The sequence below is a fragment of the Bacteroides sp. OM08-11 genome, assembly GCF_003438665.1.
GTDB lineage: Bacteria > Bacteroidota > Bacteroidia > Bacteroidales > Bacteroidaceae > Bacteroides > Bacteroides cutis.
The window spans coordinates 176686-202272 of record NZ_QSTJ01000003.1 but is presented as its reverse complement, the minus strand read 5'-3'; the positions used below and the strand labels follow the sequence as shown (position 1 = coordinate 202272).

At 40.5% G+C, this 25587-nt stretch carries 22 protein-coding genes; 9 read left to right on the top strand and 13 right to left on the bottom strand.

Going from position 1 to position 25587, the window contains the following annotated elements; genetic code table 11:
• Nucleotides 1-20 precede the first annotated feature (20 nt).
• The 4 genes from DXC10_RS07415 to DXC10_RS07400 all read left to right on the top strand — a co-directional run bounded on the left by DXC10_RS07415 (nt 21) and on the right by DXC10_RS07400 (nt 5058).
• Nucleotides 21-536, top strand: a complete 516-nt coding sequence (locus DXC10_RS07415) for a DUF4974 domain-containing protein (RefSeq protein ID WP_117737613.1) — start codon at nt 21-23, stop codon at nt 534-536.
• Between the two features lie 56 nt (nt 537-592).
• On the top strand, nt 593-3283 hold the full coding sequence (locus DXC10_RS07410; RefSeq protein WP_117737612.1) for a TonB-dependent receptor: 2691 nt from the start codon (nt 593-595) through the stop codon (nt 3281-3283).
• 12 nt (nt 3284-3295) lie between these two features.
• A complete protein-coding gene (locus tag DXC10_RS07405) occupies nt 3296-4387 on the top strand; it encodes a DUF4249 domain-containing protein (RefSeq protein WP_101543773.1) in 1092 nt (363 codons plus the stop codon).
• 317 nt (nt 4388-4704) lie between these two features.
• A complete protein-coding gene (locus DXC10_RS07400; RefSeq protein WP_101543771.1) occupies nt 4705-5058 on the top strand; it encodes a hypothetical protein in 354 nt (117 codons plus the stop codon).
• Between the two features lie 134 nt (nt 5059-5192).
• Here the strand turns inward: DXC10_RS07400 and DXC10_RS07395 are convergent, their stop codons facing one another.
• The 3 genes from DXC10_RS07395 to DXC10_RS07385 form a co-directional block, all read right to left on the bottom strand.
• Complete coding sequence (locus DXC10_RS07395; RefSeq protein ID WP_101544223.1) at nt 5193-5945, bottom strand: LytTR family DNA-binding domain-containing protein; 753 nt, start codon at nt 5943-5945, stop codon at nt 5193-5195.
• Nucleotides 5946-6072: 127 nt separating this feature from the next.
• The gene (locus tag DXC10_RS07390) at nt 6073-7995 is read right to left on the bottom strand and encodes a histidine kinase (protein WP_370448207.1); all 1923 of its coding nucleotides are present in this window, start codon (nt 7993-7995) and stop codon (nt 6073-6075) included.
• Between the two features lie 125 nt (nt 7996-8120).
• On the bottom strand, nt 8121-9257 hold the full coding sequence (locus tag DXC10_RS07385; protein WP_101543765.1) for a DUF2027 domain-containing protein: 1137 nt from the start codon (nt 9255-9257) through the stop codon (nt 8121-8123).
• A 150-nt stretch (nt 9258-9407) separates the two neighbouring features.
• On the opposite strand from DXC10_RS07385, the gene DXC10_RS07380 reads away from it, so the two are divergent.
• Together DXC10_RS07380 and DXC10_RS07375 are read left to right on the top strand one after the other, a co-directional pair.
• A complete protein-coding gene (locus tag DXC10_RS07380) occupies nt 9408-10637 on the top strand; it encodes an S-adenosylmethionine:tRNA ribosyltransferase-isomerase (RefSeq protein ID WP_101543762.1) in 1230 nt (409 codons plus the stop codon).
• Between the two features lie 4 nt (nt 10638-10641).
• On the top strand, nt 10642-11145 hold the full coding sequence (locus DXC10_RS07375) for an NUDIX domain-containing protein (protein ID WP_117737610.1): 504 nt from the start codon (nt 10642-10644) through the stop codon (nt 11143-11145).
• A 106-nt stretch (nt 11146-11251) separates the two neighbouring features.
• Here DXC10_RS07375 and glmM read toward each other — a convergent pair whose 3' ends face one another.
• From glmM to DXC10_RS07335, 8 genes are all read right to left on the bottom strand, one after another.
• Entirely contained in the window at nt 11252-12640 is a 1389-nt protein-coding gene (gene glmM, locus DXC10_RS07370; protein ID WP_101543756.1) for a phosphoglucosamine mutase, read from the bottom strand.
• A gap of 24 nt (nt 12641-12664) precedes the next feature.
• Nucleotides 12665-13279 carry a DUF4827 domain-containing protein gene (locus DXC10_RS07365; RefSeq protein ID WP_101543753.1) on the bottom strand — a complete coding sequence of 205 codons (615 nt, stop codon included), beginning with the start codon at nt 13277-13279 and terminating at the stop codon, nt 12665-12667.
• A gap of 103 nt (nt 13280-13382) precedes the next feature.
• Nucleotides 13383-14420, bottom strand: a complete 1038-nt coding sequence (locus DXC10_RS07360; protein ID WP_117737609.1) for a bifunctional oligoribonuclease/PAP phosphatase NrnA — start codon at nt 14418-14420, stop codon at nt 13383-13385.
• 147 nt (nt 14421-14567) lie between these two features.
• Nucleotides 14568-16610: a ComEC/Rec2 family competence protein gene (locus DXC10_RS07355; protein WP_117737608.1), complete on the bottom strand. Its 2043-nt coding sequence runs from the start codon at nt 16608-16610 to the stop codon at nt 14568-14570.
• A 54-nt stretch (nt 16611-16664) separates the two neighbouring features.
• Complete coding sequence (rpe, locus tag DXC10_RS07350) at nt 16665-17315, bottom strand: ribulose-phosphate 3-epimerase (RefSeq protein ID WP_101543746.1); 651 nt, start codon at nt 17313-17315, stop codon at nt 16665-16667.
• Between the two features lie 73 nt (nt 17316-17388).
• A complete protein-coding gene (gene fmt, locus DXC10_RS07345; protein ID WP_187120674.1) occupies nt 17389-18363 on the bottom strand; it encodes a methionyl-tRNA formyltransferase in 975 nt (324 codons plus the stop codon).
• A gap of 2 nt (nt 18364-18365) precedes the next feature.
• Entirely contained in the window at nt 18366-20156 is a 1791-nt protein-coding gene (locus DXC10_RS07340) for a chloride channel protein (RefSeq protein WP_101543743.1), read from the bottom strand.
• A gap of 7 nt (nt 20157-20163) precedes the next feature.
• Nucleotides 20164-20727, bottom strand: a complete 564-nt coding sequence (locus DXC10_RS07335; RefSeq protein ID WP_101543740.1) for an L-threonylcarbamoyladenylate synthase — start codon at nt 20725-20727, stop codon at nt 20164-20166.
• A 79-nt stretch (nt 20728-20806) separates the two neighbouring features.
• On the opposite strand from DXC10_RS07335, the gene DXC10_RS07330 reads away from it, so the two are divergent.
• The 3 genes from DXC10_RS07330 to DXC10_RS07320 are packed head-to-tail and all read left to right on the top strand — an operon-like array spanning nt 20807 to nt 21715.
• Nucleotides 20807-21244 carry a thioesterase family protein gene (locus tag DXC10_RS07330; protein WP_101543737.1) on the top strand — a complete coding sequence of 146 codons (438 nt, stop codon included), beginning with the start codon at nt 20807-20809 and terminating at the stop codon, nt 21242-21244.
• 43 nt (nt 21245-21287) lie between these two features.
• Entirely contained in the window at nt 21288-21494 is a 207-nt protein-coding gene (locus tag DXC10_RS07325; protein ID WP_101543735.1) for a hypothetical protein, read from the top strand.
• Entirely contained in the window at nt 21485-21715 is a 231-nt protein-coding gene (locus DXC10_RS07320; RefSeq protein ID WP_101543733.1) for a hypothetical protein, read from the top strand. Before DXC10_RS07325 ends, DXC10_RS07320 begins: the two co-directional genes overlap by 10 nt.
• A 32-nt stretch (nt 21716-21747) precedes the next feature.
• Here the strand turns inward: DXC10_RS07320 and DXC10_RS07315 are convergent, their stop codons facing one another.
• Both DXC10_RS07315 and DXC10_RS07310 read right to left on the bottom strand, forming a co-directional pair.
• Entirely contained in the window at nt 21748-22908 is a 1161-nt protein-coding gene (locus tag DXC10_RS07315) for a DNA-binding transcriptional regulator (RefSeq protein ID WP_117737607.1), read from the bottom strand.
• Nucleotides 22909-22928: 20 nt separating this feature from the next.
• A complete protein-coding gene (locus DXC10_RS07310) occupies nt 22929-25562 on the bottom strand; it encodes a sugar-binding domain-containing protein (RefSeq protein WP_117737606.1) in 2634 nt (877 codons plus the stop codon).
• Nucleotides 25563-25587 lie beyond the last annotated feature (25 nt).

Genomic DNA, 25587 nt, shown 5'->3' with positions numbered 1-25587 from the left:
AAAAACAAAAAACCTATAAAATGAAGATAAGTAACAAGGACTTTGACAAGGTATTAAACAAGTTGGTTACCTCTACTCGCTCACCCCGTGGACATTTTTCGGCAGAAAGCAGCTGGAATTTATTGGAGACGAAAATACTTGCCCGCAAAAAGAGAAGAATATTCTGGTTGCGGATGACGAGTAGCGCAGCAGTAGTATTGCTGTGTCTGGCAAGTTGGGCAGCCTACCACGCCCTGAACCCTGAACCGGCAAAACCCGAACCGATAAAACAACAGGCCAATCCGGCAAAACCCGAACATCGTAAAGGAATTATTTATTTTCAACAGCAACCTTTACAGGAAATTGTGCGTCAATTATCTGAAATCTTCCACAAAGAGATTATCATTAATGACGACGACCTATGTAACTATCGCATGACGGGTACTTTCGACACCGACGAAGAACTGACCGAAATCCTCGATTTACTGAAAGGAGCCGCAGGCAACTTTGACTATACAGAGACAAACAATACTATTATCATTACTAAACCTAACTAAACACAATGAATCAATCTTTTTTCTATTCATGCCACCACATCAGAGTCTTACTACTGATGTGCGTGGTTCTCTTAAACATCACATCCGTTCACGGACAAAATAAAGAAGTCCGTTTAAGCCTGAACATACGCAACGCGACTTTGGAAAGTCTGATAAAACAGCTGGAAAACGCCACAAGCTTCTCTTTTGTCTATGGAGAGGAAGTCAAACTATCCCACCGCATTAATATGAAGGTGGAAAAACAAACCATCAGCGAAATATTGCAATGTGCCTTTGAAAACGAACCTATCAAGTTTGAAATTTCCGGAAAGCATATCCTGCTCTATAAACGGCCTCTGCCGCAGAAACCCGTTAGCCGTAAGTTCACTATCAGCGGATACGTAACAGACGGGGCGTCTTCGGAGACGCTGATTGGTGCCAATATCCTTGAGAGTCGTCGTTCCACGGGAACTGCCACCAATCCTTTCGGTTTCTATACGCTTACTTTACCGGAGGGTGAAACTGAATTGACGTTTTCTTATCTGGGTTATGAAACTCGGAACAGCCGTTTTGAACTGAAAAAAGACACTTTACTCAACGTCAGCCTGAACAGTAATAACCAGCTGGCAGAAGTGGTGGTACTTTCAGACAAACAAGAAGTGGGTATCCAAAGCACTGCCATGGGAGCACACGAAATTCCGATGGCACAAGTCAAACACACACCCGCCATCTTGGGTGAAGCAGATCTGCTAAAGACAGTACAACTGATGCCCGGTGTACAGGCAGGCATGGAGGGATTTTCCGGATTGTATGTACGTGGCGGAGGATCTGACCAGAACCTTATATTACTGGATGGTATTCCGGTATACAATGCCGACCATTTCTTAGGAGTATTCTCTATCTTTACACCCGAAGCCGTGAAAAAAGTCACGCTATTCAAAAGTTCCTTTCCGGCACGGTACGGCGGACGACTTTCATCCATTGTGGATGTACGTACCAATGATGGAGATATGAACCGGTATCACGGTACATTGAGTATTGGTACACTGACTGATAAGTTACATTTTGAGGGGCCTATCATCAAAAACCGCACTTCTTTCAGTATTAGTGCACGCGCTACCCACACCGCTTTCTTGAATAACCTTATTAAGAATAAAGATGGTGACGATACCGAATTTTATAACTATTACTTTTATGACATCAATGCCAAAGTAAATCATAAGTTCAATGACCGAAGTCGTATATTCCTGAACTTCTACAAAGGCAAAGATCACTTTCATTTTAAATTCAAAGAGAATTACAGTTACAACACACAACAACCTGAATATTATTCTGGAAGTAGCTATAGTGACAAAAACCAATTGAACTGGGGCAATACTGTAGTATCCGGACGCTGGAACTATGTATTCAACAATAAACTTTTCAGTAATACATCTGTGGCCTATAACAGCTATCAAATGAACTTAAGAAGCGAGGCAGAAGAATGGCGTTTCCAAAACAGTCAAAATTACTATTCTTATCAATACGGAGCAGATTACCGTTCCGGTATCCGCGACTGGAGTTTTCGTATGGATTTTGACTATACCCCACTCCCACAGCATCATATTAAGTTTGGTGCCGAATATCTCTACCATACCTTTAGCCCCGAAACTACTACATCAAAAATCAGAGAAACCGGACAAAATAAAATAGAGCAAGATACAGTATATAGCAGCAATCCCAACAACAGACTTCGCGGGCACGAAGTTTCTTTCTATGCGGAAGATAACTTTGACATCGGCAGTAACCTCAGCCTGAATACCGGAATACGCTTGTCGTTGTTTCATACACAGGGCAAGAACTATTTATCAGCCCAACCGCGTTTTTCAGCCCGTTACCGTATGGGACAGGGATATTCCATCAAAGCCGCTTACTCGTGTATGGCACAATATGTACACCTGCTTTCGTCTACTCCTCTCTCTATGCCAACAGACTTATGGGTACCTATCACAAAAAATATCCGTCCCATGTACTCTAACCAATATTCCATCGGCGGATATTATGAAGGTATCCCCGGATGGGAATTTTCACTGGAGGGTTATTATAAACAGATGCGTAACGTACTGGAATATCAGGACGGTACTAGTTTTTTCGGAACTTCCACCCACTGGGAAGAAAAAGTAGAAGTGGGTAAAGGCCGTTCTTTCGGTTTGGAGTTCATGATTCAAAAGACGGCAGGTCGTACTACCGGATGGATGGCTTATACGCTTGCCAAAAGCGACCGCCAGTTTGAAAACGGTACGATCAACAATGGTAAACGTTTTCCTTATAAGTACGACCGCCGCCATAATATCAGCCTTTGCGTCAACCATAAATTCAGTAACCGCATAGACATAGGAGCCTCTTGGATATTTTATACAGGTGGAACGATCACCATACCCGAACGGGAAACAGTCATTATCAAACCGGACGGTAGTATGGAAGAAACTTCTTACATTTCTTCCCGAAACAACTATCGCCTGCCGGCAAGCCATCGACTGAATTTCGGAGTAAACTTCAACAAAAAAACAAAACACGGTATGCGAACGTGGAATATCAGCATTTATAATGTTTACAATGCTATGAATCCAAACCTGGTCTATACCAAACGCGACAATGGCAATTTCTATTATGGCAATAATAACAACGGAATGTTTATTACCGGTCAGGAAAATAAAAGAAAAACCGTCATAAAGAAAATGACGTTACTGCCTTGTATCCCGTCCTTTACCTATACTTACAGATTTTAAAAGATATAAAACATGAAAACAAGAATGATGAAACCCAGCCTACACCTTATTATATATATAACATTTCTTCTCCTATTATCCGCTTGTGAAAATGAAATTCCCTACGATACGGCACAGAAAGAGCCTCAACTGATTATGAATGCTTTAATAAATGCCGGACGAACGGATAATTTGGTCTATCTGCACCTGAGTGAAGGTACCGGCGTGGGACGCGTGAGTGAAGGTACTCTTTCTCTTTACGTAAACGGACAACTGAAAGAAACACCGGAAGCTTTATCACCGTCAGAATCAATCGGTGGACTGGAAAACAACTATCCTGAGGAAATGAAAGAACAAATACTCCAAAGTATTAAATTTAAAGTATTCCGCCTGACCACTATTTTACATCCCGGTGACAATGTTCGCCTGGAAAGTACTGCTGAAAATGGGAAGTATCATGTTTCAGCAGAAGTTACTGTACCTCAGCCCGTAGATAAAATACAGGTAGACACTTGTCTTGCTTATGTCAAAGAATATAATGGCCTGAAACCTTATCGACAATTCAAAGTAACTTTAAAAGACCGTTCCAATGAAAAGAACTATTATCGGCTGAATATTGTAAATGACTTTAGTTTCCGATGTCAACCTATCAACGATACTTTCCCGGACGTTATCATCACCAAACAATATACGGATCTTATCAACCGGGATGATGTGATTTTAACCGACGGACATCCCACTAATAGCGATGATGAAAACAATGAGCTCTTTCCGAATATCAAAAACAAATACAATATTTTCACTGATAACCGTTTCAGTAATTCTAATGTTACACTAAAGGTCTATACCCAGCGTTATGAAAATATCCTTCCGGATGAAATCTTTAATCAAATATACCGTACAGGGAGTATTTCCATACAAATACTTAGTATTACCGAAGCCGAATATCGTTATCTGAAAGCTCTGAATTGTCTGAATTCCGATGATTATGATGATATATTAATGGAACCCATCAGTATCCCCTCCAATGTAAAAGGCGGATTAGGATTCGTGGGTATTTGCTCAGAGAGTACAACGACAATTCAGTTTCCGGAAACAGCAATATACCATCGCTACACAGAGTAATGCACCCCCTCATACTTCACATTTACTTTTTGACACACATACACTATATCATAATATCACTAAATAATACTTAACCCCAAGAACACTGATTTTTTATCACAAAACCAACTATAAAACAAACATTTTCACATCATATAATTGACATACATCAAAAAATGAAGGTATCATATGCATTTTCTTCTTCATTCATTTTTATGCTATAAAACACATTTCTATATTTGCATAGGTAAAAAGAAAAAGCTAAGCGCTTAGAGCTGTTTTCAATAGGTATTAGTTTAGATTAGTTTTTAGGTATAACAATTAAAAAAGTAGGTATTATGAAAAGATTAGGATTAACATTAGTAGCAGCAGTCTGCCTGACTGTTACAACATTCGCAGCAGGAAATCAGCCTACAACTGCAAAATGGGAAGGTAACATCAACGTATCAAAGTTGAGTAAATATTTGAATTTGTCTGATGACCAACACAAAGAAGTGGCTAATATATGTGAATATTTCAGCGAACAGATGTCTCGTGCCACAAATTCAAAAAAAAATCAGGAGAAGTTGCTTCGCAACGCGATATATGGTAATTTGAAATTAATGAAAAAAACTTTGAATGAAAAGCAATATGCTGATTATGCTAAAGTTTTGAACATTACATTGCTGAATAAAGGTATCCGGGTGGAATAACATCCGCCACTGATAACGTGCAAATACGTTTAATTACAAAATAAAAGGCGTTGAACAATGAGTTCAACGCCTTTCCTTTATGTCAACACCGTAACCATACGATGTTAACTCCCTAACCAGTTATGCTTCTACTTTCACAAGCAAAAACGATCTTGCAATTTTTTCTTATATTTTTTAGAAACAATTAATTCCGTTACTTTATCGAAAGGAGGATACAGGACACAATTATTATCCTTAATAAGCATCAGATAATCAATATTAATAATGTAGGATTGATGTATCTGTACAAATCCGGATGAATACTGAACGATTTGTTCTGCCGTCATTCCCCGACGCAATGTCAACGGTGGCTGATTATTCAAAATCACTTCCCATTGTTTACGGTCGGAGCAATAACGAAAGAAACCAATCTCAGCCGGTCGAAGTGCACGCATATCGTTGGTCGGTGTAAATACGATAAAAGTCTGTCCGGCTTGAACCGATATTCCGGTAGATAAAGACTTTTTCTGTCCTGTCTCAACCTGTTTCACGAAACGTGCAAGAATTTCCCTTAAATCCAGTTCCTCAAAAGGCTTCAACAAATAATCGAATGCAGCTTCCCGAATAGCTTGAATCATATATTTATCATAAGCCGTATAAAATACAACCCGCATATTCCAAGCAATACTGTCGCGCATTTCCTGTAAGAGTTCCAATCCTGTCATATCAGGCATCTCCACATCCAGGAACAGCAAATCAGGTTGCACCTTAGTTATGAGCTTCTTCCCCTGCTTGCCGTTCCGTGCAGTTCCCGACACAGAAAAGCGGTTATCTTTTCTCAACTCGAAACTTAAATTCTCGAGAGACACCTCATCATCATCCACTATAGCAACCTTGTATTTATCCATATCACCCATTTTCCTTGGCGAATATAAAGATTATATCGCTTATATGCAAAGCTGGAAATGAGCATTTACGAACTATACCGTCTAAACCCAGGCTATTCTTCCGAAAAATAGAACTAAACAGCCTTTCTTAAATTTCATAATTATATTTATCAGGGAGTAAAAAAACAATCTCACAGCCGATTTCACCACCAGGCAAAGAAATATTGTGTATGGAAACATCAATTGACTCTTTATTTTTCATATTCAATATCTGAACAGTCTGCATAATCACTTTCATCCCCGTACCAGTTCCTCTATTTCGACTGCCGGGACGGTAGCCGCCACCATTATCTGTAACTTTGATACAGATACCATTTTCCCGACGATGAATGGAAATCCAAAGATTACGCTCTCCTTCCTTATCACGCAAAGCATGTTTCACTGCATTTTCTACCGGAATTTGTATCAACATGGAAGGAAGCAGGACTTGTTCAGAATGTACATCTTCCCCAATCTCTATTATCAAATGAAAATCAGCTCCTAAAGAACGACGTTCCAAGTCAATATACGTTTTCACAAAATCAAGTTCTTCTGCCAACGTAACACATAATTGTTCCGCCAGTTCCAGATTACGACGCATCAACTTCACCAAGGCCACCAATTCTCGCTGTTCGTTTTCTTTCCGGCTTACTATTTCCTGATTGAGTACATTGAAGATGAAATGGGGAGACAACCGATTACGTATATTCTCCAAACGAAGCGAAGAAACAATACGGCGGTTTTTTGCAAGTATCAAAGCACGTTTCTTTCTGTTATACAGGTAAATGAAAACAGCAACCAGCAGTGCAACAATGGCTACAGCAAGTATCACAAAACGAGTCTGTCTCAATACCAAGACTTCATTTTCCTTCTTTTGAAACAGGACTTTGTGTGCCATCAAAGTAGAATCCTGTTGATAACGTAAAGTCAGATCTGCCGTATGCATCCTTACACGCTCATTACGGATAGAATCATCAAGGCGATTATTCTCTTTCAGGTATTTATATGCTTGCTTATAATTGCCAGTCTCTTCAAAGAAGAGTTCTAAATTTTTATTCCGGATATGCAGCATATCCGGATCAACATCGGTTGGAATGCCACTCTTCATCAATAGTCTGCGAGCTTTAGAAAAGTCATGACGCTTCAACGCCAGTTCTATATTTTGTGTATCGATGTAATAAAGTGCAGTCGTCACTCCCAACTCTTTGAAAAAAGGTTCACATCTATCAAGATAAATAGCAGCAGAATCTGTTTCATCCAGTTTCAAGAAACAGTCACTTAAATTCAAGTAAGTCAAATTAAGCGCCCAAAGCATATCCGGATAATCTTCTACAAGATCCAGCACTTTCCTGAAATATTTTATGGCAGTGATATAGTCTCCTCTATAATAATAAGAATTTCCTCTATTGTTCAAATAAAAGTGTTTTTCGTCAGGTAACATATCATCATAACTTGCAGCAGCAAGATTATAATACCGATCGCACTGCTCATAATCGCGCAGTGTCATATAACCTTGCGCCAACCCGTAGTAAATAGGATATTTCTTTTCAGGAGGTAAATTCAGAGAGTCACACAACAGCAAAGCTTTCCGATACCAAAATGCTCCGACATCCAACTTACCCTGACGATTATTGGCATCGGCCAAGTTCATCAGAATATCCGGTATAAATCCCGTTTTCTTACCTTGTAATCGTAATTCATAAGCTTTCCGGAAACAGTTCTCAGCCGAATCCATATACCCTCTCCTACCATAAATATTCCCCTCCATATTAATATATTCCGATTGCAAATCGGCTAATTGAGGAGAGAAAGGCTGTGTCTTCACATAATCTTTCAATTGGCGTATCAGAATTTGTGCAGAATCAAGCTCAGAAGTAGCCAGGTAAGTTTTCAAGACTATAGCCAGATAATTATGGCGTACTAAAGTATCCCTCACTTCCTCCATCCGCTGAAATGCCTGAGTCCTCATCCATCGGGGAGCAGTGGCTATAGAATCAACATTCAAACGAAAAAAGGTCTCAAAAGCCTGCATTTCCGACACATTACCCCGTTTTGGGGAGAATGTACAAGCACTCCAAATAAAAAGGAATATACCTAAACTTACATAAAGCAGGGCAGCCTTCTTTCGATTCACACACATATTCTATAGAGCTTTCGTTACTTTATAGTAACCATTGTTGCCCCAAACCCATATTCCTGAAAAGATGCATCTTGTGTTCTACAGGTAGAATATTTACGCTTCAATTCATCTAAAAGAGCTTTGCGGAGTACACCATCCCCTTTACCATGTATAAAGACAAGACGTTGTTCACGCTTATTCTTATATTGCTTCATCACCTCACGAAATTTATCCAACTGATAATTCAGGATTTCACTGTTACTCATTCCGTGAGTATCATCGAGCAGCTCCCCGATATGCAAATCAATCTCAATGATTTCATTTTTACCTCCGCGCTTAATAATTGTCTGCGGTTTAGCCGGAACGTCTACCACTTTTTTCTGTATTAGGACATCTTGCAGTTCTTCGGCAGACACATAGACTTGTTTAACAGGAAGATCGTTCCTGACAATATCGTATATCAACGCCGGAGTTTCAAAGAAGTCCGAACTTTGGAAAGTATGCAATTTATAAAACTTCACGGTATCAATACGTATTTCTACGTTAATGGCAGGCTTCATGGCAAAGGAACGGTTATCCTTGAAAGCCACCAATTGTACGGCTACACGCTCACGATCATTCAATTCCGACTTCTCAAATTCTTCCAATAAAAGCTTAGTGTTCGGTTCTATCAGACCATAGGAACGGGCTGTCCACGATTTACCTTCAGCACCGAGATAGGTATAATACATATAGTAATTACTGTCATTTACAAGATAGGTTTCGAAAGGAGTGGTACTTACAGCCTTTATATCTTCGGGAACGAAAGCAAGAAAAACATTCAACACATCACCACCTTTCATTTCCGGTTGACGATACACAGAGATTTGAGGCTTCGGCAAACATTCGATCTGCGACTCTGAAGAATGAGATACCGATAACACAGCGGCTTTCTTGGCTGTTTCAGAAGCCTTCCGTGGCAATTGTTGTTCTTCTTTTTTCTTATTGGCAGCAGCCTTGGCGGCAGGAGTAGGAATATTATAGTCATCAGTTTCAATCACCACACATTCGTGTATAGGCATCGGAATATCGAAACCATCCTGATCTTCTACCAATACGATATTTTTCCCCTGAAATCCTGTTACCACACCTCCTCCTACTTCACTGAGGAAACGCACTTTATCTCCTATTTTCATCTTTTTATTCGCGATTTAATAATTTACTATTTTACTATTGAAAGTACTAAAGTCACAACTGCTGCACAAAGATACGGTAACTCAATAAAAAAAGATAGAAAAAGACGATAAATATCTGTACCTTTGCAGCCTGTAAAAAGAAATAAAGAAATGAAAGAAGATCCGAAACATATCCGAATCAGAGAATTCAACTATCCACTTCCGGATGAACGCATAGCCAAATTTCCCTTACCGGAGCGAGACCAATCAAAATTATTGTTATATCGGCATGGTGAAGTTTCAGAAGATAAATTCACTTCGCTACCTGAATATCTTCCATCCAACAGTTTGATGATATTTAATAACACAAAGGTTATCCAGGCACGTTTGCACTTCCGCAAAGAAACTGGCGCATTGATTGAGGTATTCTGCCTAGAACCGATACAGCCCAACGACTATGCCCTCAATTTCCAACAAACGGAACATGCCGCATGGCTCTGCATGATAGGTAATCTGAAGAAATGGAAAGAAGGTATCCTAAAACGGGAAATGATTGTAAAAGGAAAGTCGCTTACATTGATCGCTGAACGTGGAAAATGCCATGGAACCAGCCATTGGATAGATTTTCGTTGGGATAATCCTGGAGTTACCTTTGCAGATATTCTTGAAGTATTCGGAGAATTACCTATCCCCCCCTATCTGAATAGAGAAACGCAGGAAAGTGATAAAGAGACATACCAGACTGTTTATTCCAAAATAAAAGGTTCTGTAGCTGCTCCTACCGCCGGATTGCATTTTACTCCACGCGTACTGGATGCATTGCGTAATAAAGGAGTCGATTTGGAGGAACTAACTCTCCATGTAGGTGCAGGAACATTTAAGCCTGTCAAGAGTGAAGAAATAGAAGGACATGAAATGCATACGGAATATATTTCCGTTTCGCGTGCCACGCTAGAGAAATTGATTGCTCATGAGGGTAAAGCAATTGCAGTGGGAACTACTTCCGTTCGTACACTAGAAAGTCTTTATCATATCGGCATTTCTCTGCTAAAAAAGCCTGATGCTACAGAAAATGAACTACACGTAAAACAATGGCAACCCTATGAAATGACTCCCGAAGAAGATAAAACATCTGTTGTTGAAGCTTTACAAGCCATCGTAGATTATCTTGACCGTCATGGAATGGAAACTTTGCATACCAGTACCCAGATTATCATAGCTCCGGGATATGATTATAGAATAGTAAAAGCAATGATCACCAACTTCCATCAACCTCAAAGTACGTTATTACTACTTGTATCTGCTTTTGTGGAAGGTAACTGGAGAAAAATTTATGACTATGCACTCAGTCATGATTTTCGTTTTCTAAGTTATGGAGATTCTTCATTATTAATACCTTAACCTTATGAACTACGACAACAATCAAGAAATGTTCCCCCTTGTCGACGAACAAGGTAATATCATAGGTGCAGCAACTCGCGGTGAATGCCACAACGGTAGTAAACTGCTGCATCCAGTCATTCATCTTCACGTTTTCAATTCCAAAGGCGAACTTTATCTACAAAAGCGTCCACTTTGGAAAGAGATACAACCGGGAAAATGGGACACATCCGTGGGTGGACATATAGATCTCGGTGAGAGTGTGGAAATAGCGCTAAAACGGGAAGTACAGGAAGAATTAGGTATCACGGATTTCACTCCTGAAGCCATTACGAACTATGTTTTTGAGTCTGTCCGTGAAAAAGAACTTGTATTTGTACACAAGACTGTGTATGATGGTGAAATACATCCCAGTGATGAACTGGATGGCGGACGTTTCTGGAGTATTGAAGAAATTAAGAAAAATATCGGGAAAGGAGTATTTACCCCGAATTTCGAAGAAGAAATAGAACGAGTGAAACTATTCTAATCAATGTATCAACACGATTAGTTAATCTCAATGATAACTGAAAATAGTAATGGCGATAATCTTCCGATTATCGCCATTACTATTTTCAGTTATCATTGAGATCTTCTTATTTCGCCAAGTCTTCAATCACCTTCATAATCTGCTGACCGATTTCTTCGGCAGCTTCCGGTGTAGCGGCTTCGCTATAAACACGAATAATCGGCTCTGTATTACTCTTACGCAAATGAACCCATTTATCAGGGAAGTCAATCTTAACACCATCAATGTCATTGATTTCTTCCTTCTTATAGAGTTCCTTCACTTTAGCCAAAATGGCATCTACGTCAGTATCCGGAGTCAAATCCACACGGTTCTTTGCCATGAAATAAGACGGATAAGAAGCACGTAGTTCACTTACCTTCTTTCCTTCATGTGCCAAGTGGCTCAAGAACAAAGCAATACCAACCAAAGCGTCACGACCGTAATGACTGGCAGGATAGATAACACCACCATTCCCCTCACCACCGATAACAGCACCTACCTGTTTCATTTTGGTAGTTACATTTACTTCACCTACAGCAGAAGCCGAATATTCCTGACCGTACTTGCGGGTTACGTCACGCAAAGCACGTGTAGAACTCAAGTTAGAGACCGTATTACCCGGAGTGTGTTTCAGCACATAGTCGGCAACGGTTACCAATGTATATTCTTCACCATACATCTTACCGTCCTCACAAATCATAGCTAAACGGTCTACATCCGGATCGACCACGAAAGCGACATCCGCTTTTCCACCTTTCATCAGGTTCATAATGTCACCCAAGTTCTTTTCCAACGGTTCGGGATTGTGCTGGAAGTTACCGGTTGGTTCACAATATAGCTTTTCTACATACTGAACACCCAATTGTTCGAGCAACTGTGGGAGAATGATACCACCTACAGAATTTACACAGTCAATGGCAACACGGAAATTTGCCCTTTTGATAGCTTCTACATCTACCAAGTCAAGAGCTAATACACTGTCAATATGCTTTTGATTGTATGTCAAGTCCTTACGATAAGAGCCGAGTTTGTCGACTTCGGCATATTCAAATTCTTCAGCTTCAGCAATACGAAGTACTTCATTACCTTCTGCCGCATTCAGGAATTCACCCTTTTCGTTCAGAAGTTTCAAAGCATTCCATTGTTTCGGGTTGTGAGAAGCAGTCAGGATAATACCACCGCTGGCACCCTCCATCGTTACGGCCAATTCTGTAGTCGGAGTAGATGCCAGATCAATGTCTACCACATCCCATCCCATACCCATCAAGGTACCTACTACTACATTCTTCACCATTTCACCTGAGATACGCGCATCGCGACCTACTATAATTTTATTATTTTTTACAGTGCATGTTTTACGGATAAGGGTAGCATACGCAGATGTAAACTTCACAATGTCGAGAGGATTTAATCCTTCGCCCGCACCACCGCCGATTGTTCCACGGATTCCAGAGATAGATTTGATTAGAGTCATAGGTTAATATTTTAAATTGTTTGGTTAGTTCCAGATTTGATATTTCTGAATATCATAATAATAAGGGTAAACATATTGTATAGCAGTCTGGTGTCCCATTTTTGACGGAACTATTAATCTGACATGTGCACCATTACGTACATAAGTTAATGGCACGAGCCAACCGGCAGGAACAGACGAACCATAATACGCAAGCATGTATCCTTGCAAGAAAAGTCCCGCTATAGAAGAAGTAGTCACAGTATATCTGAAAGCGTCCACCGTTTCTGTAGCATTCAGATTGGATAAAGTAGTATCTTTATCAAGAATACTATATTCCATAAAGCGCACTAATACTTCATCATTGCTCTTTACCGTATCATACTTGTTCACATAGTCATCAGTATCAGGATAACCCTTAGACACTATATTCATATACACACCGCTAACAAGTTGAACAAATTCATTTTCCTTGGTAGTAGAATCTTGCGCATAGAAATCAGATTGAGAAATAACTGTAAAATTATTTTTTCTGATAAAATCTTCGATGCCTTTTTTTTCATCTTCCAGCATCTCTGCATAGGTCTTTGTATCATCGCAGGCTTGAAAGCCAAAACTAAATGCCAATAAAGACAAAAGGAATAAAGTAAGTTTCTTCATTTCTGTTATTTAGTAATTTCGTACAAAAGTATTTGATTTTCTTGTAAGTTAAAAGCTACGGCTCGAAAGTTCGTATCTTTTAACCTTTACAACTAAACTTTTTTTATCCTTTCGCATTAAGCAATGGCTTAAACTTTTCTAATGCTTGTTCCAAAACTTTCTTCGCTTCTTCCATGGTTCCAAAAAATTCGCCACCGGACGCATTCAGGTGTCCACCACCATTAAAAAACTCTGCAGCCAACTTATTACAAGGGAACTTACCTACCGAACGCAAAGAAACCTTGATCATCGGCTTCTCTGTATCTTCACGCAGAAAACAAGAAAAAACAACATTTTTGATACTCAAAGGTATATTTACAAACCCCTCACTATCACCACGAATATAGTCGAACCGGTTTTGCTCTTTCTTCGTCAAAGATATCAATGCAGCACGATAATCCGGATATACCGTCATCTGTGACAACACATATCCCATCAATCGTAAACGGCTTTCTGAATAGGTATTGTAGACTTTTCGGTAAATTTCATCTTTATCTATCCCTTTGGAAAGCAGCTCACTGATTATAAAATAAATTTCACGATTATTGGAATTATAAGTAAAACCACCAGTATCGGTCATCATACCTGTGTAAATACATTCAGCTCCTTCTTTTGTGATATCGCTGAAATACCCCATCCTACATATCAAGCGGAATATAAGTTCGGATGTAGAAGATATCTCTGGATGGGAAATAATAATTCTACTGAAATCTTCTGGATTCAAATGATGGTCTACCAATATCTTTCTTGCCGGAGAAGCAAGCACGGCATCTGCCATAGCGTCGATACGATGAATTGCGTTGAAGTCGAGGCAACAAATAACATCGGCTTCCGCAATCAGTTTATCCGCAAATTCTTTATAATGATCGTAAAGAAGGATATCCTTACTACCGGGCATCCACTTCAGAAAATCAGGAAATGCATTGGGAACAATAATATTCACATCCTTATCCTGTGTATTCAGGAAATGCCATAATCCCAAAGAGGAACCTATCGCATCACCGTCGGGAGCGACATGTGACACAATGACTATTTTCTCTGCACGTTCCATCCATTTGGCAAAATGATCTATCTTTGATTGTTCTATTACTTTAGTTAACATATAATTGATTTACAATTTATTCCCTACGGTCATGACATATCTTTTATCTTTAACACATAGGTACGTTGACGATTTACGACTAAACGATTGGTATAACTCCGTTCATCCATAACAATTGAGCAGACAAAAGTACAAAAAGTTTATGATTTATAATAATATACGGATAGAACCTTTTTTTGAAAGAGAAAGATAGGAGATACCTAAACGAATGCAGTCGTTGATAATTTTTTCTTGATAAAAATCAGACAAAGAAGAATCAAGTACCACAGTTCCTATTGTAAACAAGGAAGTAAGTTCCTTAATATCACCTTTATATCCTTTCAAAACATAAAGATAATCAATAGATATCGGTACATCTGCCTGTTTATTATGCCAACGACCATCTGCTAATAAACAGATATGTTTACCACCATAAGAGACAATCTGATTATGAACAGAAATCTCAGCCGTAGAGAAATCTCCTGCCACCAACACAGGTTGTTTCAAACGTAAATGATTCCAATGAGGAGAAAGAGTGCGTTGCAAACGCGTAATATTCGGCAAACTATCTGTACATACTAACCAAGAATTAGCATTATCCGCCAAACAATGTATAACCGGACATCCGTGAACATTGTAAAATTCAAGGCTTCGCCGGGGAACGTATGACAGAAATGTAAAAGTATGATAGAAGCCCCCCAACATTATGACAAATAAAGCAATATACGTATTTTTGACCGTATGACGTGTAAGGGCACGATATCCCAGTATGAAACATAGATAGAAGAAAAATACTTCCCACACATCTATCCATATATTATCAATAGAAGCAAAAGGAAGCTGTTCTATCCTATGAAGCACCACATTCTGAATGTGTATTAACGTATCCAATGCCACTGCCACTCCTTGCTGTAAAAAAGGAAAAGGTATAAGAATCCAGAGAAGTAACGCAGTATACATAATAATCGTAACCATCGGAATTACCCATAAATTTGTCAACAAAAAATAAATAGAAAAACGAGAAAAATACAGCATAACTAAAGGAGCAGTACCTATCTGGGCAGTAATAGACACTGTCACCAGTCCCCATACTTTTCTCAGGAAGTAGTTCTTTATTGTGAATAAACCATACATTTTTGATTGAAAAAGTAAAATCGTCGCAACAGCCGCAAAAGAAAGTTGAAAACCAATATCAAACAGCCAAACCGGATTTACCAATAACATTAAAAATGCTGTCACAGCCAATGTATTCATCGTCAAAGGATTCTCCGTTTGTAGTTTAGAAATAACTAAAAGCGAACACATTATCACCGAACGAACCACAGAAGAAGACAAACCTGTAAAAAAAGCAAAACTCCATAAAAGAAGAATTATCACTAAAAGCATAACAGGCTTTAAATAATTCCACCTTTGCCACAATGGTGACAGTATAAAGAGAAACAATACATACAAAAATCCGACATGTAACCCTGAAAGAGCCAATACATGACTGGCACCAGTAACTGAATATGTCTCTACAATATCTTCACTCAGTTCATCTTTATCTCCTACCGTAAGTGCAGAAAGGATAGCTAACTCGTCCCCTTTCAACCCTAATTTCCGATAAAGAGCAATCACTCTCTTTCTGTAATCTAAAGCTATCTGTCTGAAAGAATGAGATTCATCATAACCTATTATTTTCCAATGTCCGGTAGCCACATAAGCAGTTCCACTAATTCCTTTACGAACCAGATAACGAGCATAATCAAATTCATCAGGATTTCCATTATTAACAGGAGGATTCAGACGGGTATATATCAGTAATTCATTCCCTCTACACAAAGCATAAGTAACAGAATCTTTCGGGAAATATAACAAGAAAACATTCTTTGCAGTCGCATGAAGAAATGTATCTTTTTGCACTTCCCCATTAAGGACACCACGAAATAAAATACTACTTTCTTTAATTTCCGGTTCTCCATCAAGAGTAACCCGATAAACAGAAGCTTCGTTTGAAAAGGTATATTCTGTTTTCTTCACTTGTTGACCAGCCAAAGTAGCTCCTAAACCAAACAGAAAAATAAAAACCGTTCCTCCGTACAGTCTATGGAATGAATAACGATAGGAAATGAACAAAATTCCCAGCAAGAACAATAAGCCTGACATCCATACACCAACAGAAAGTACATAAGGAAATGCTTCCCCATATACAATTCCACCAGCCAACGGCATCAAAAGTCGAAGGTAAGGATACCGTTGTAAACCGTTTATTGACAATAAAGTCTCTTAGACATTTTTCAAAGCACGGATAGCCTCTTCCGGATCACGGGCGGAGAATATCGCATTACCTGCCACCAGCGCATCAGCACCAGCTTCTACTAAGCAAGCTCCTGTTTCCAAATTAACACCTCCGTCTACTTCTATCAAAGCTTGCGAACCGGTTAGTGTTATCAATTCACGCAACTCACGTACCTTCTCAACGGTATGTTTTATGAATTTCTGACCACCAAAGCCAGGATTAACTCCCATCAGCAATACCATATACACATCATTAATAATATCTTTCAACATTGCCACAGGTGTAGCCGGATTTATCGTTACCGCCGGCTGCATTCCCGCTTCGCGTATCTGTTGTATCACCCGGTGCAGATGTGGACAAGCTTCATAGTGCACATTCATGATATGGGCGCCCAATGCTTTCACTTCCGGTATAAACTTTTCAGGTTGTACAATCATCAGATGTACATCCAAAGGCTTTTCCGAAAGCTTTGCTACATATTTCAATACAGGAAAACCGAAAGAGATATTCGGGACAAAAACACCATCCATAATATCGATGTGTACCCAATCAGCTTCACTGCTGTTAATCATTTCAATGTCATTTGCCAGATATGCAAAATTGGCAGAAAGGATAGAAGGTGATATAATAGTTTTCATAACAGTTATAATGTAAAGGTTATATGAAAGTATAACATATAAATATCCAGAAAAGATTTCATATGAGCAATGTTCATCGCAATTTATATTCTTCTGTCAGATGAAAGCCGCGCAACAGTTCATCCGTTTTCAACCGCTTTTTACCAGGAAGTTGAAGAGAATGAATTTCTATCATTCCGTCCATGGTAGCTACACGAATATAAGTCTTACCATCCGTCAAGAGTGTTCCGGGTTCCAATTGATGGGACTGAAAGATTTTTTCCGTTTCAAAAATTTTCAAGACCACTACTGCTCCGTCCGGCTGTACCAATTCAGTCCAAGCTGCAGGATATGGAGACAAGCCACGAATGAAATCATATATACGTTTAACAGATTGGTTCCAATCAATACGACAGGTATCTTTAAAAATTTTCGGTGCAAGGCGCAATTCACCTACCTGAACCATTTTTTCCTGCGGAATACTCTCAACCGTACCGGCAAGAATGGCATCCACGGTTTCCGTCACCAAACGTCCTCCCAACATCATCAACTTATCATGTACAATACCCACATTGTCCGTATCCCCAATAGGTACTCGCACTTGCTGGATAACCTCACCCGTATCAATTTCATGTTTTAAGAAGAAAGTAGTAATACCGGTTTCCTTATCGCCATTGATAACTGCCCAATTGATGGGAGCAGCCCCCCGATATTGCGGCAACAAAGAAGCGTGCAGGTTGAATGTGCCCAAACGAGGCATATTCCAAACAACCTCCGGTAACATACGAAAAGCAACTACAATTTGCAAATCAGCTTTCCACGCACGCAATTCCTCCACAAATGTCTCATCTTTTAACTTTTCCGGTTGGAGCAACGACAGACGATGTTCGAGTGCATATTGTTTCACGGGAGAATATTGGATTTTATGTCCACGTCCCGCAGGTTTATCCGGCATTGTAATCACACCTACTACATTATATCCACCTTGTATCAGGCAACGAAGGGGTTCTACCGCAAAATCAGGAGTACCCATATATACTATTCGCAAATCTTCTTTTTTCATAACCATTTTCAATCTTCCGAAAAATGTACCAGCACCTGACGGTACGAATTAAATATCTTTGATTTAGAGACAAAGCCCAGATACTTTCCTTCACAATCTACCACAGGCAAATTCCACGCCTTGGTATCATCAAAAGTACGCATCACTTGCTCCATACTATCCGTATCAAATAAACGCGCAGGCGCCGAAGTCATCAGCTTGCCCACCGTAAAGCGATGATACAATTCTTGCCGGAACATAATATTACGTATATCATCCAGCAATACGATACCAATCAGCTTACCTATATTGTCTGTTACTGGGAATATATTACGATGTGATGCAGAAATCGCCTTTACCAATTCACTCAAATCCATTTCAGGATGTACTACGACAAAATCCTTTTCTACCACATTCTCTACTTTCATCAAAGTCAACACAGCTTTGTCCTTATGATGAGTCAACAGTTCTCCTTTCTTTGCCAAACGCATGGAATAAATACTATGTGGCTCAAACACGATGATAGTCAGATAAGCGCTGACGGAAACAATCATCAGCGGCAGGAACAAATCATATCCACCCGTCAACTCGGCTATGAGGAATACACCCGTCAGCGGAGCGTGCATCACGCCGCTCATCACTCCCGCCATGCCCATCAATGCAAAATTCTTCTCCGGCAAAAAAGGAGATATCTCAAACTCATTGCTGAAATGCGAGAATACAAATCCGGCAATACATCCCAGATACAGAGAAGGCGCAAAGATACCGCCGCAACCGCCACCACCATTTGTAGCGCTCGACGCGAATACTTTAAAAAGGATAATCAGCATCAGGTAAAGCAGCAACAACTGCCCGTTCCCATAGAAGAAGGAGTTGTTCATCACAGTATCCCACTGAGCATTGCTCGTACCGTTCAGCAACAATTCTATCGTATCGTAACCTTCACCATAGAGTGGCGGAAAAAGGAAAATCAAGATACTCAGCATAGCGCCACCCACCAGCAACTTCTTGTAAGGCACTTTCAGCCTGCCGAATACTCCCTCAACCGAGTTCATTGCGCGCGTAAAATAGAGCGAAACCAGCCCGCAGAATATACCCAGCATAATAACATAAGGGATACGTTCCAATTCAAAAGCCTGGTCGAGGTGGAATTTAAACATCGCTTCCGTTCCCGTCATAATGTACGAAACGGTTGCCGCCGTTACCGCCGAAATCAACAGAGGCAATAAAGAAGACATAGTAAGGTCAATCATCAGCACTTCCAACGTAAACACCAGTCCCGCAATCGGTGCTTTGAAGATGCCCGCCACCGCACCGGCGGCGCCACAACCCACCAACAGCATCAGTGTGCGGTGTTCCATCTTGAACATGCTTCCCAAATTGGAACCGATAGCCGAACCCGTCAGCACAATCGGCGCTTCCGCTCCTACCGAACCACCAAAACCAATGGTGATGGAACTAGCTATGATAGACGACCAGGTATTATGCCTTTTAATGCGTCCCTGCCTGCGTGATATGGCATAAAGAATTTTTGTGACTCCATGACTGATATCGTCCTTCACCACATAACGTACAAACAGTCCTGCCAGAAAGATACCTACCACCGGATAAACCAAATACAAGTAATTTGCCTCTGTAGCATTAAAATTATCCGTCAGGAAATTCTGTATCCAATGTATCAGAACCTTCAAAATCAGTGCAGCCAGCGCTGTAAAGATGCCAACCAAGAAGCTGAGGAGCAAAATAAACCTTTTTTCCTTCACATTCTTTTCGCGCCAGATGATGAAGCGCTGTAACCAACTAATTTTTTCTCCTGCCATTTTCTTTTTATTCTCGGATTATTTTAATGACACCACCTTTATCTAATTTAATAATACTGGACGGTTTCGGATGTCCCATTTCCTCCTGACGAACTCCTACAATATAATCTACCGCAGACTTTATGTCTTCACTTATCTCACTGAAATTAGCGGGTGAAGGTTGACCACTGATATTAGCCGAAGTAGACACTATCGCTTTACGGAACTGTTGACAAAGTCTTTTCGAGAATTCTTCATCCGTCACCCGAATACCTACACTGCCATCCTCAGCAACCAAATTAGAGGCCAGATGACGTGCTCCTGAATAAATTATAGTTAACGGCTTATCTGCCAGTTCAATCAAATCCCATGCTATTTCCGGTACATCCCGAACATAGAAATCGACCTTTACTGCAGAATCTACCAACACCAGCATCGCCTTGCTATCGGAACGTTGCTTTATCTCATACACACGCCGCACCGCATCTTCGTTGGTAGCGTCACAACCTATACCCCAGATGGTATCCGTAGGGTACAAAATTATTCCACCCTCATTCATCACTTGGCAGGCTTTTTTAATGTCTTCTATCATTTCTTGATGTATAAAAACAGTGATTAACACGCAAAATTAGTAATTTTGCACCGATAATAGAAAAGTTTAAGAGAAAACAATGGAAGAAATTCAATTTAACCACACCTTGCCTATACAACTACGCTTTAACGATGTTGATAAATTCGGGCATGTCAACAATACGGTCTATTTCTCTTTTTATGATTTAGGTAAAACAGAATATTTTGCTTCCGTATGTCCTCACGTCGATTGGCAAAAAGACGGGATTGTCGTTGTCCACATTGAGGCAGATTTTCTTGCACAGATTTATGGTTCAGACCACATCGCTGTACAAACTGCCGTCACAAAGATAGGAACCAAAAGTTTTCACCTTGCCCAGCGTGTTATCGATACAGAAACACGTGAAGTGAAATGTACCTGTACTTCTATTATGGTGACATACGACCTCAACAAGCATATATCCAAACCGCTAACGGAAGAATGGATTGAAGCTATCTGCAAGTACGAAGGAAAAGATTTGAGAAAAAAGAAATATTAAAAAATCTTGCAATATATTTGGTTGCTTGTTTCTATACAAACAGATGATAGACACGCAAGTAAATCTAGATAATATAAATTTCACTATCATTATGTTTCTATCTATGCTGATTTGCGCCAGTATCTTCCAAACTTTCATCTATCTGGATAGTGCAGGCAGTATTATCGGGAAATCTGTCTTCATGATAGTTTCCTGCGCTTTGGCAATGGTTATAGGCGCTGTAGCAAGCGTTGTCATTATATGCCTTTAATACTTTATCTCATTTTGATGATTTTGGGTAAAGCAGCTTTCAGCAGTACGTCATCTTCCGGCAGTTCTTCCTCATCGAACGAAGAAACCGAACGAATAACGACTACTGATGAAAATGGTTTTGAACGCGAATTAAAAGACCAAGGATTTGGTAGCTATCGTGATGACCATGGACGACAATGGAAAGATAATTATGACGGTACTGTCAGTCGTGATGATTAATACACCAATAATAGCATTTGAATAGCAAGCACCTACTTGATACGATTTTGTTTGCGATACTCAGCCGGCACACAACCTTTATATTGCTTGAATTGCCGTGCCAGATTTTTAGAATCAGGAAGCCCGACTTGCACGGCAATTTCGGCAATAGGAGCATCGCTTGCCAGTAGTAATTGCGAAAAACGCTCCATACGGAGGTCAAAGACATATTGGTAAATAGATTTTCCCGTAGCTTCGCGGAAGCGCATTTCAAGCAAGCGGCGGGAAAGAGGAACTTGCTTCACCACATCCTCCACTCCGATTTTATTTGCCAAATTCTGATGAACGAACCGCAGCACAGCAAGAATAGACGGATTATCGGTCGCATAAATATCTGTGGAGAGGCGGTTTACGATAGTGACCGGATGGATGATTACATCTTCATAAGTTGTAGTACTGTCATGAATCAAGGCATCAATCAGCCGAGCAGCTTCATATCCACCTTTTTGTATATTCAGGCTGACACTGGACAAAGGCGGCTCTGAAAGGCTACAGACAATATCATCATTATCAACCCCTAATACGGCAATCTCCTCCGGAATATGAATGCCCAATATCCGGCAGACCTCCATGATACGATTGGCTTGCGTATCATCGCACGCCATTAAAGCAACCGGATGCGGAAGAGATTTTATCCAATTAGCCAAAGGCTCCGACTCGTAGTACCACAAATTTTCTAAAGGCTGCTTGCGATAATCGTAGAAATTACCGCCAAAACCTTTCTCAATAATTCGTTCACGGAAACCCGTGCAACGTTCTTCCGACCAAACCACATCCCGATAACCATAGAAAGCAAAATTACGGAAACCTTTTTGGAGGAAGAAATCGGCAGCCATACGTCCGGTCAGTTTGTATTCACTGGTAATATTAGGAATGGAAGTGAAACGTGATTTGAAGTCCTGCGCCAAAGCAACTATACCGTTTTGACGAAAAACCTCCACATCATCATCGTCGTTAAACTGGGCTATGATAGCATTTGCCTCCCATTTTTTTGCCCATTTCAGTACACTTTCCAGACCGTAGGTTTCTTTATAAGAAGGGGGCATCCGGCATACCACCCAAGGTTCGCGACCTTTGGAGTACTCCAGGATGCCCCTCAATAAGTTGTGAGCAAAAGCTTCCGTAAAATCAGTCAATAATATCAGCCTAACCATACGGAGTGCAAGGTAGGCACTTATTTCATCTTTTGCAAGCCTAGTTCCAGATTTTTCTCTGCTACATTCCAGCCGGAAACACTCAGAATGACAGGAGCAGAGACTCTTACAGACCGCGGAATGGAACATTTTACCATTCTTGTTTCACCCGGAGCCAAAGAAAGATAATTATCTTCCCAAAATACCGGAGTAATCAATTCTCCCTGCGCATCCTTCAAAGAAAGACGGGTAAAGAAGGCCACAGTAGCAGGAGCATTTTCCAATTTCACCTCTACCCACGTACTGTCACCCTCTTGTTTCAAAGCAGCATCTGCCTTGCATTCGGCTTGCGGCATCGAAGCTAACTTGGTAAAATCGGCAGGTTTCGTAATCGGAGACTGGTACCAGGTGGATTTAGCCCAATCGTACACATCATCGGTAGCGGAAAGGCAATAGAAGTTATCAGTCAGCAGCTTACCCTGATTGTCCGTCAACTGTAACATAAGGAAAGCATTATCACCAAGAACAGGAACTTTGAATGCCTCAACCGGCTCGTAAGGCAATACTTCCAAGTCTTTTTCTTCCTCTGCCAACAACTTACCGTTCAAATCATAAACAGCCATTTTCCCTTTCAGATGTTGAGGTTCCACACCTTCATTGACTGCAAAGACGGCTTTCTTGCCATAATCATACATCAACTGTTGCGTCCGGTTTGCTTTCTTCACGGAATAGTAGGCAGCAGTAGGCACCAGATAATGGTCGTACAGTTGCCAGTAGAAAGAAGGCCAGGCAGAATTAAGCATCCACTGCACGATACCCGTTGTACGGGGCACGTTAACACGGAAAGCTTCAAACATGGCACGTGTGCCCTCATAATTCAATAAATCGGCTTTACGAAGGTAATCATTCAGGTCTTTGGCTTCGCCATAACGGGCGGTGATATTCTCCGTCAGCACATCCAGATTATTCATAGCGGTGGTAGATGCCGTACAATGATAATTCCATACATCATTCAGCGGCCAGAGTTTATCTTCGGGTATCATCTTGCGAATAGACTCGATAACAGGAAGTTGCGCACCGATACCGGTTTCGGTATTAAAGCCGAAAGCACCGCCGGGAGCTTCTGAGGCATACCAATAATTAGGCGCTACATACTCATAAGGACCTGCCATCTTCGTTCCGCTCGGACCGCTAATCTCACTCGTCATTTCTTTGGCGGCAGTGATATAAGGGCGGTCGTCTATCTCGTCAAGACATGCCTTGTAGCGTCTTTCAAGTTCGGGACGCGGCATTACGTCACTGCCCACAAACCAGGCGATGATACTGGGATGATTGCGCAACCACAATACCTGGTCGTTCAGCGAACGGGCTATCAGGTCCATGTCGTGCTCGGTCTTGATACCGCCGTATTCGTCGCAAGGCGAACCGAGGTAACTGTCCCATTCCCAATGACAGCTCCAGCCAACGAGTACCAACAGTCCGTAGCGGTCGCAAAGGTCATAAACATTCTGCGAAGTACCCCAGATATTCTCAAAACGGATGGAATTCAGGTTCATATCACAAACGTATTGCACTTGGGTTTCATTGCTTTCCGGAGTGTCGCGAAGAAAAATATCATCTGTCCATCCGGCACTCCGGACAAGAACTTTTTTACCATTCAAGAGGAAGCCGCGAGCATTCTCTTCCGTAAGATAATCTTTTATCTCGCGAACCCCGAAATCAACTGTCTCCCGATCTGAAACCTTGTTGTTTACCACAAACTGCAAATCCAATTTATACATTTCGGGATTTCCCATATTGTGACACCACCAAAGACGAGGTTTTTTCAGATATAAAACATCCGTTTGTTCCGATGTTACTTTTACAACGTACGTTTCATTAGCAGCCAATGACACTGGAATACAGAAAGCTTTTCCTTCTAATTCACCTTTCAGCTCACCACTAACTGCCTTGTCAGACTGATTTGTTAATTCAGTTTCCACTGTTAGCCAAGCCTCATCTAATGTTTCTGTATTCACTTTTGAATGTACTACAGAATGTTCCATAGCAACTTCATTACTGGTAACCAACCGTACTTCTCGGAAAATACCCATATTTTCATCCGCAGGACGTGGATTCCAATCTACAAAACCTATATTCGGTTCTCCAGGCCGGGCACGATACACTTCAATTGCCAAAACATTTTTTTTCTGAACATCATCGGTTACATCCAGTTTAAAACGGCGAAAAGGGCCATACAAAGAACCGCGATTTACTATCTGCCTGCCATTCAACCAAACATTTGCTGCATAACTAATTCCATCGAACATCAACGCAACATGTTGTCCTTCTTCAAGATGAGGAATTTCAAAATCTTTCCGATACCACCAAGTAGTATCAAAAAGAGATTTATCTATATTTTTATAATTTCCACCCTCCAAAACATCGGAATACACACCATTATCGGTCAACACTCCCATTACAGTAGAAGGTACTACTGCATCATACCAACCCTTTACCTCAGCTTCGGGCATAGAGAGTTGCTCTCCCAACAAAGTAGTTTTAGCAGAAGATTGTACTTTCCAATCATCAGAGAGTAACAGGTCATCCGCCAATAAACCTTGTTTTTGGCAAGATACCAGAGCCATTCCAATACAGCCACACAAAATCAACGATCTCATCAAGTTAGTTTTCATGGTTTCTATTTTTTATGTATTAATG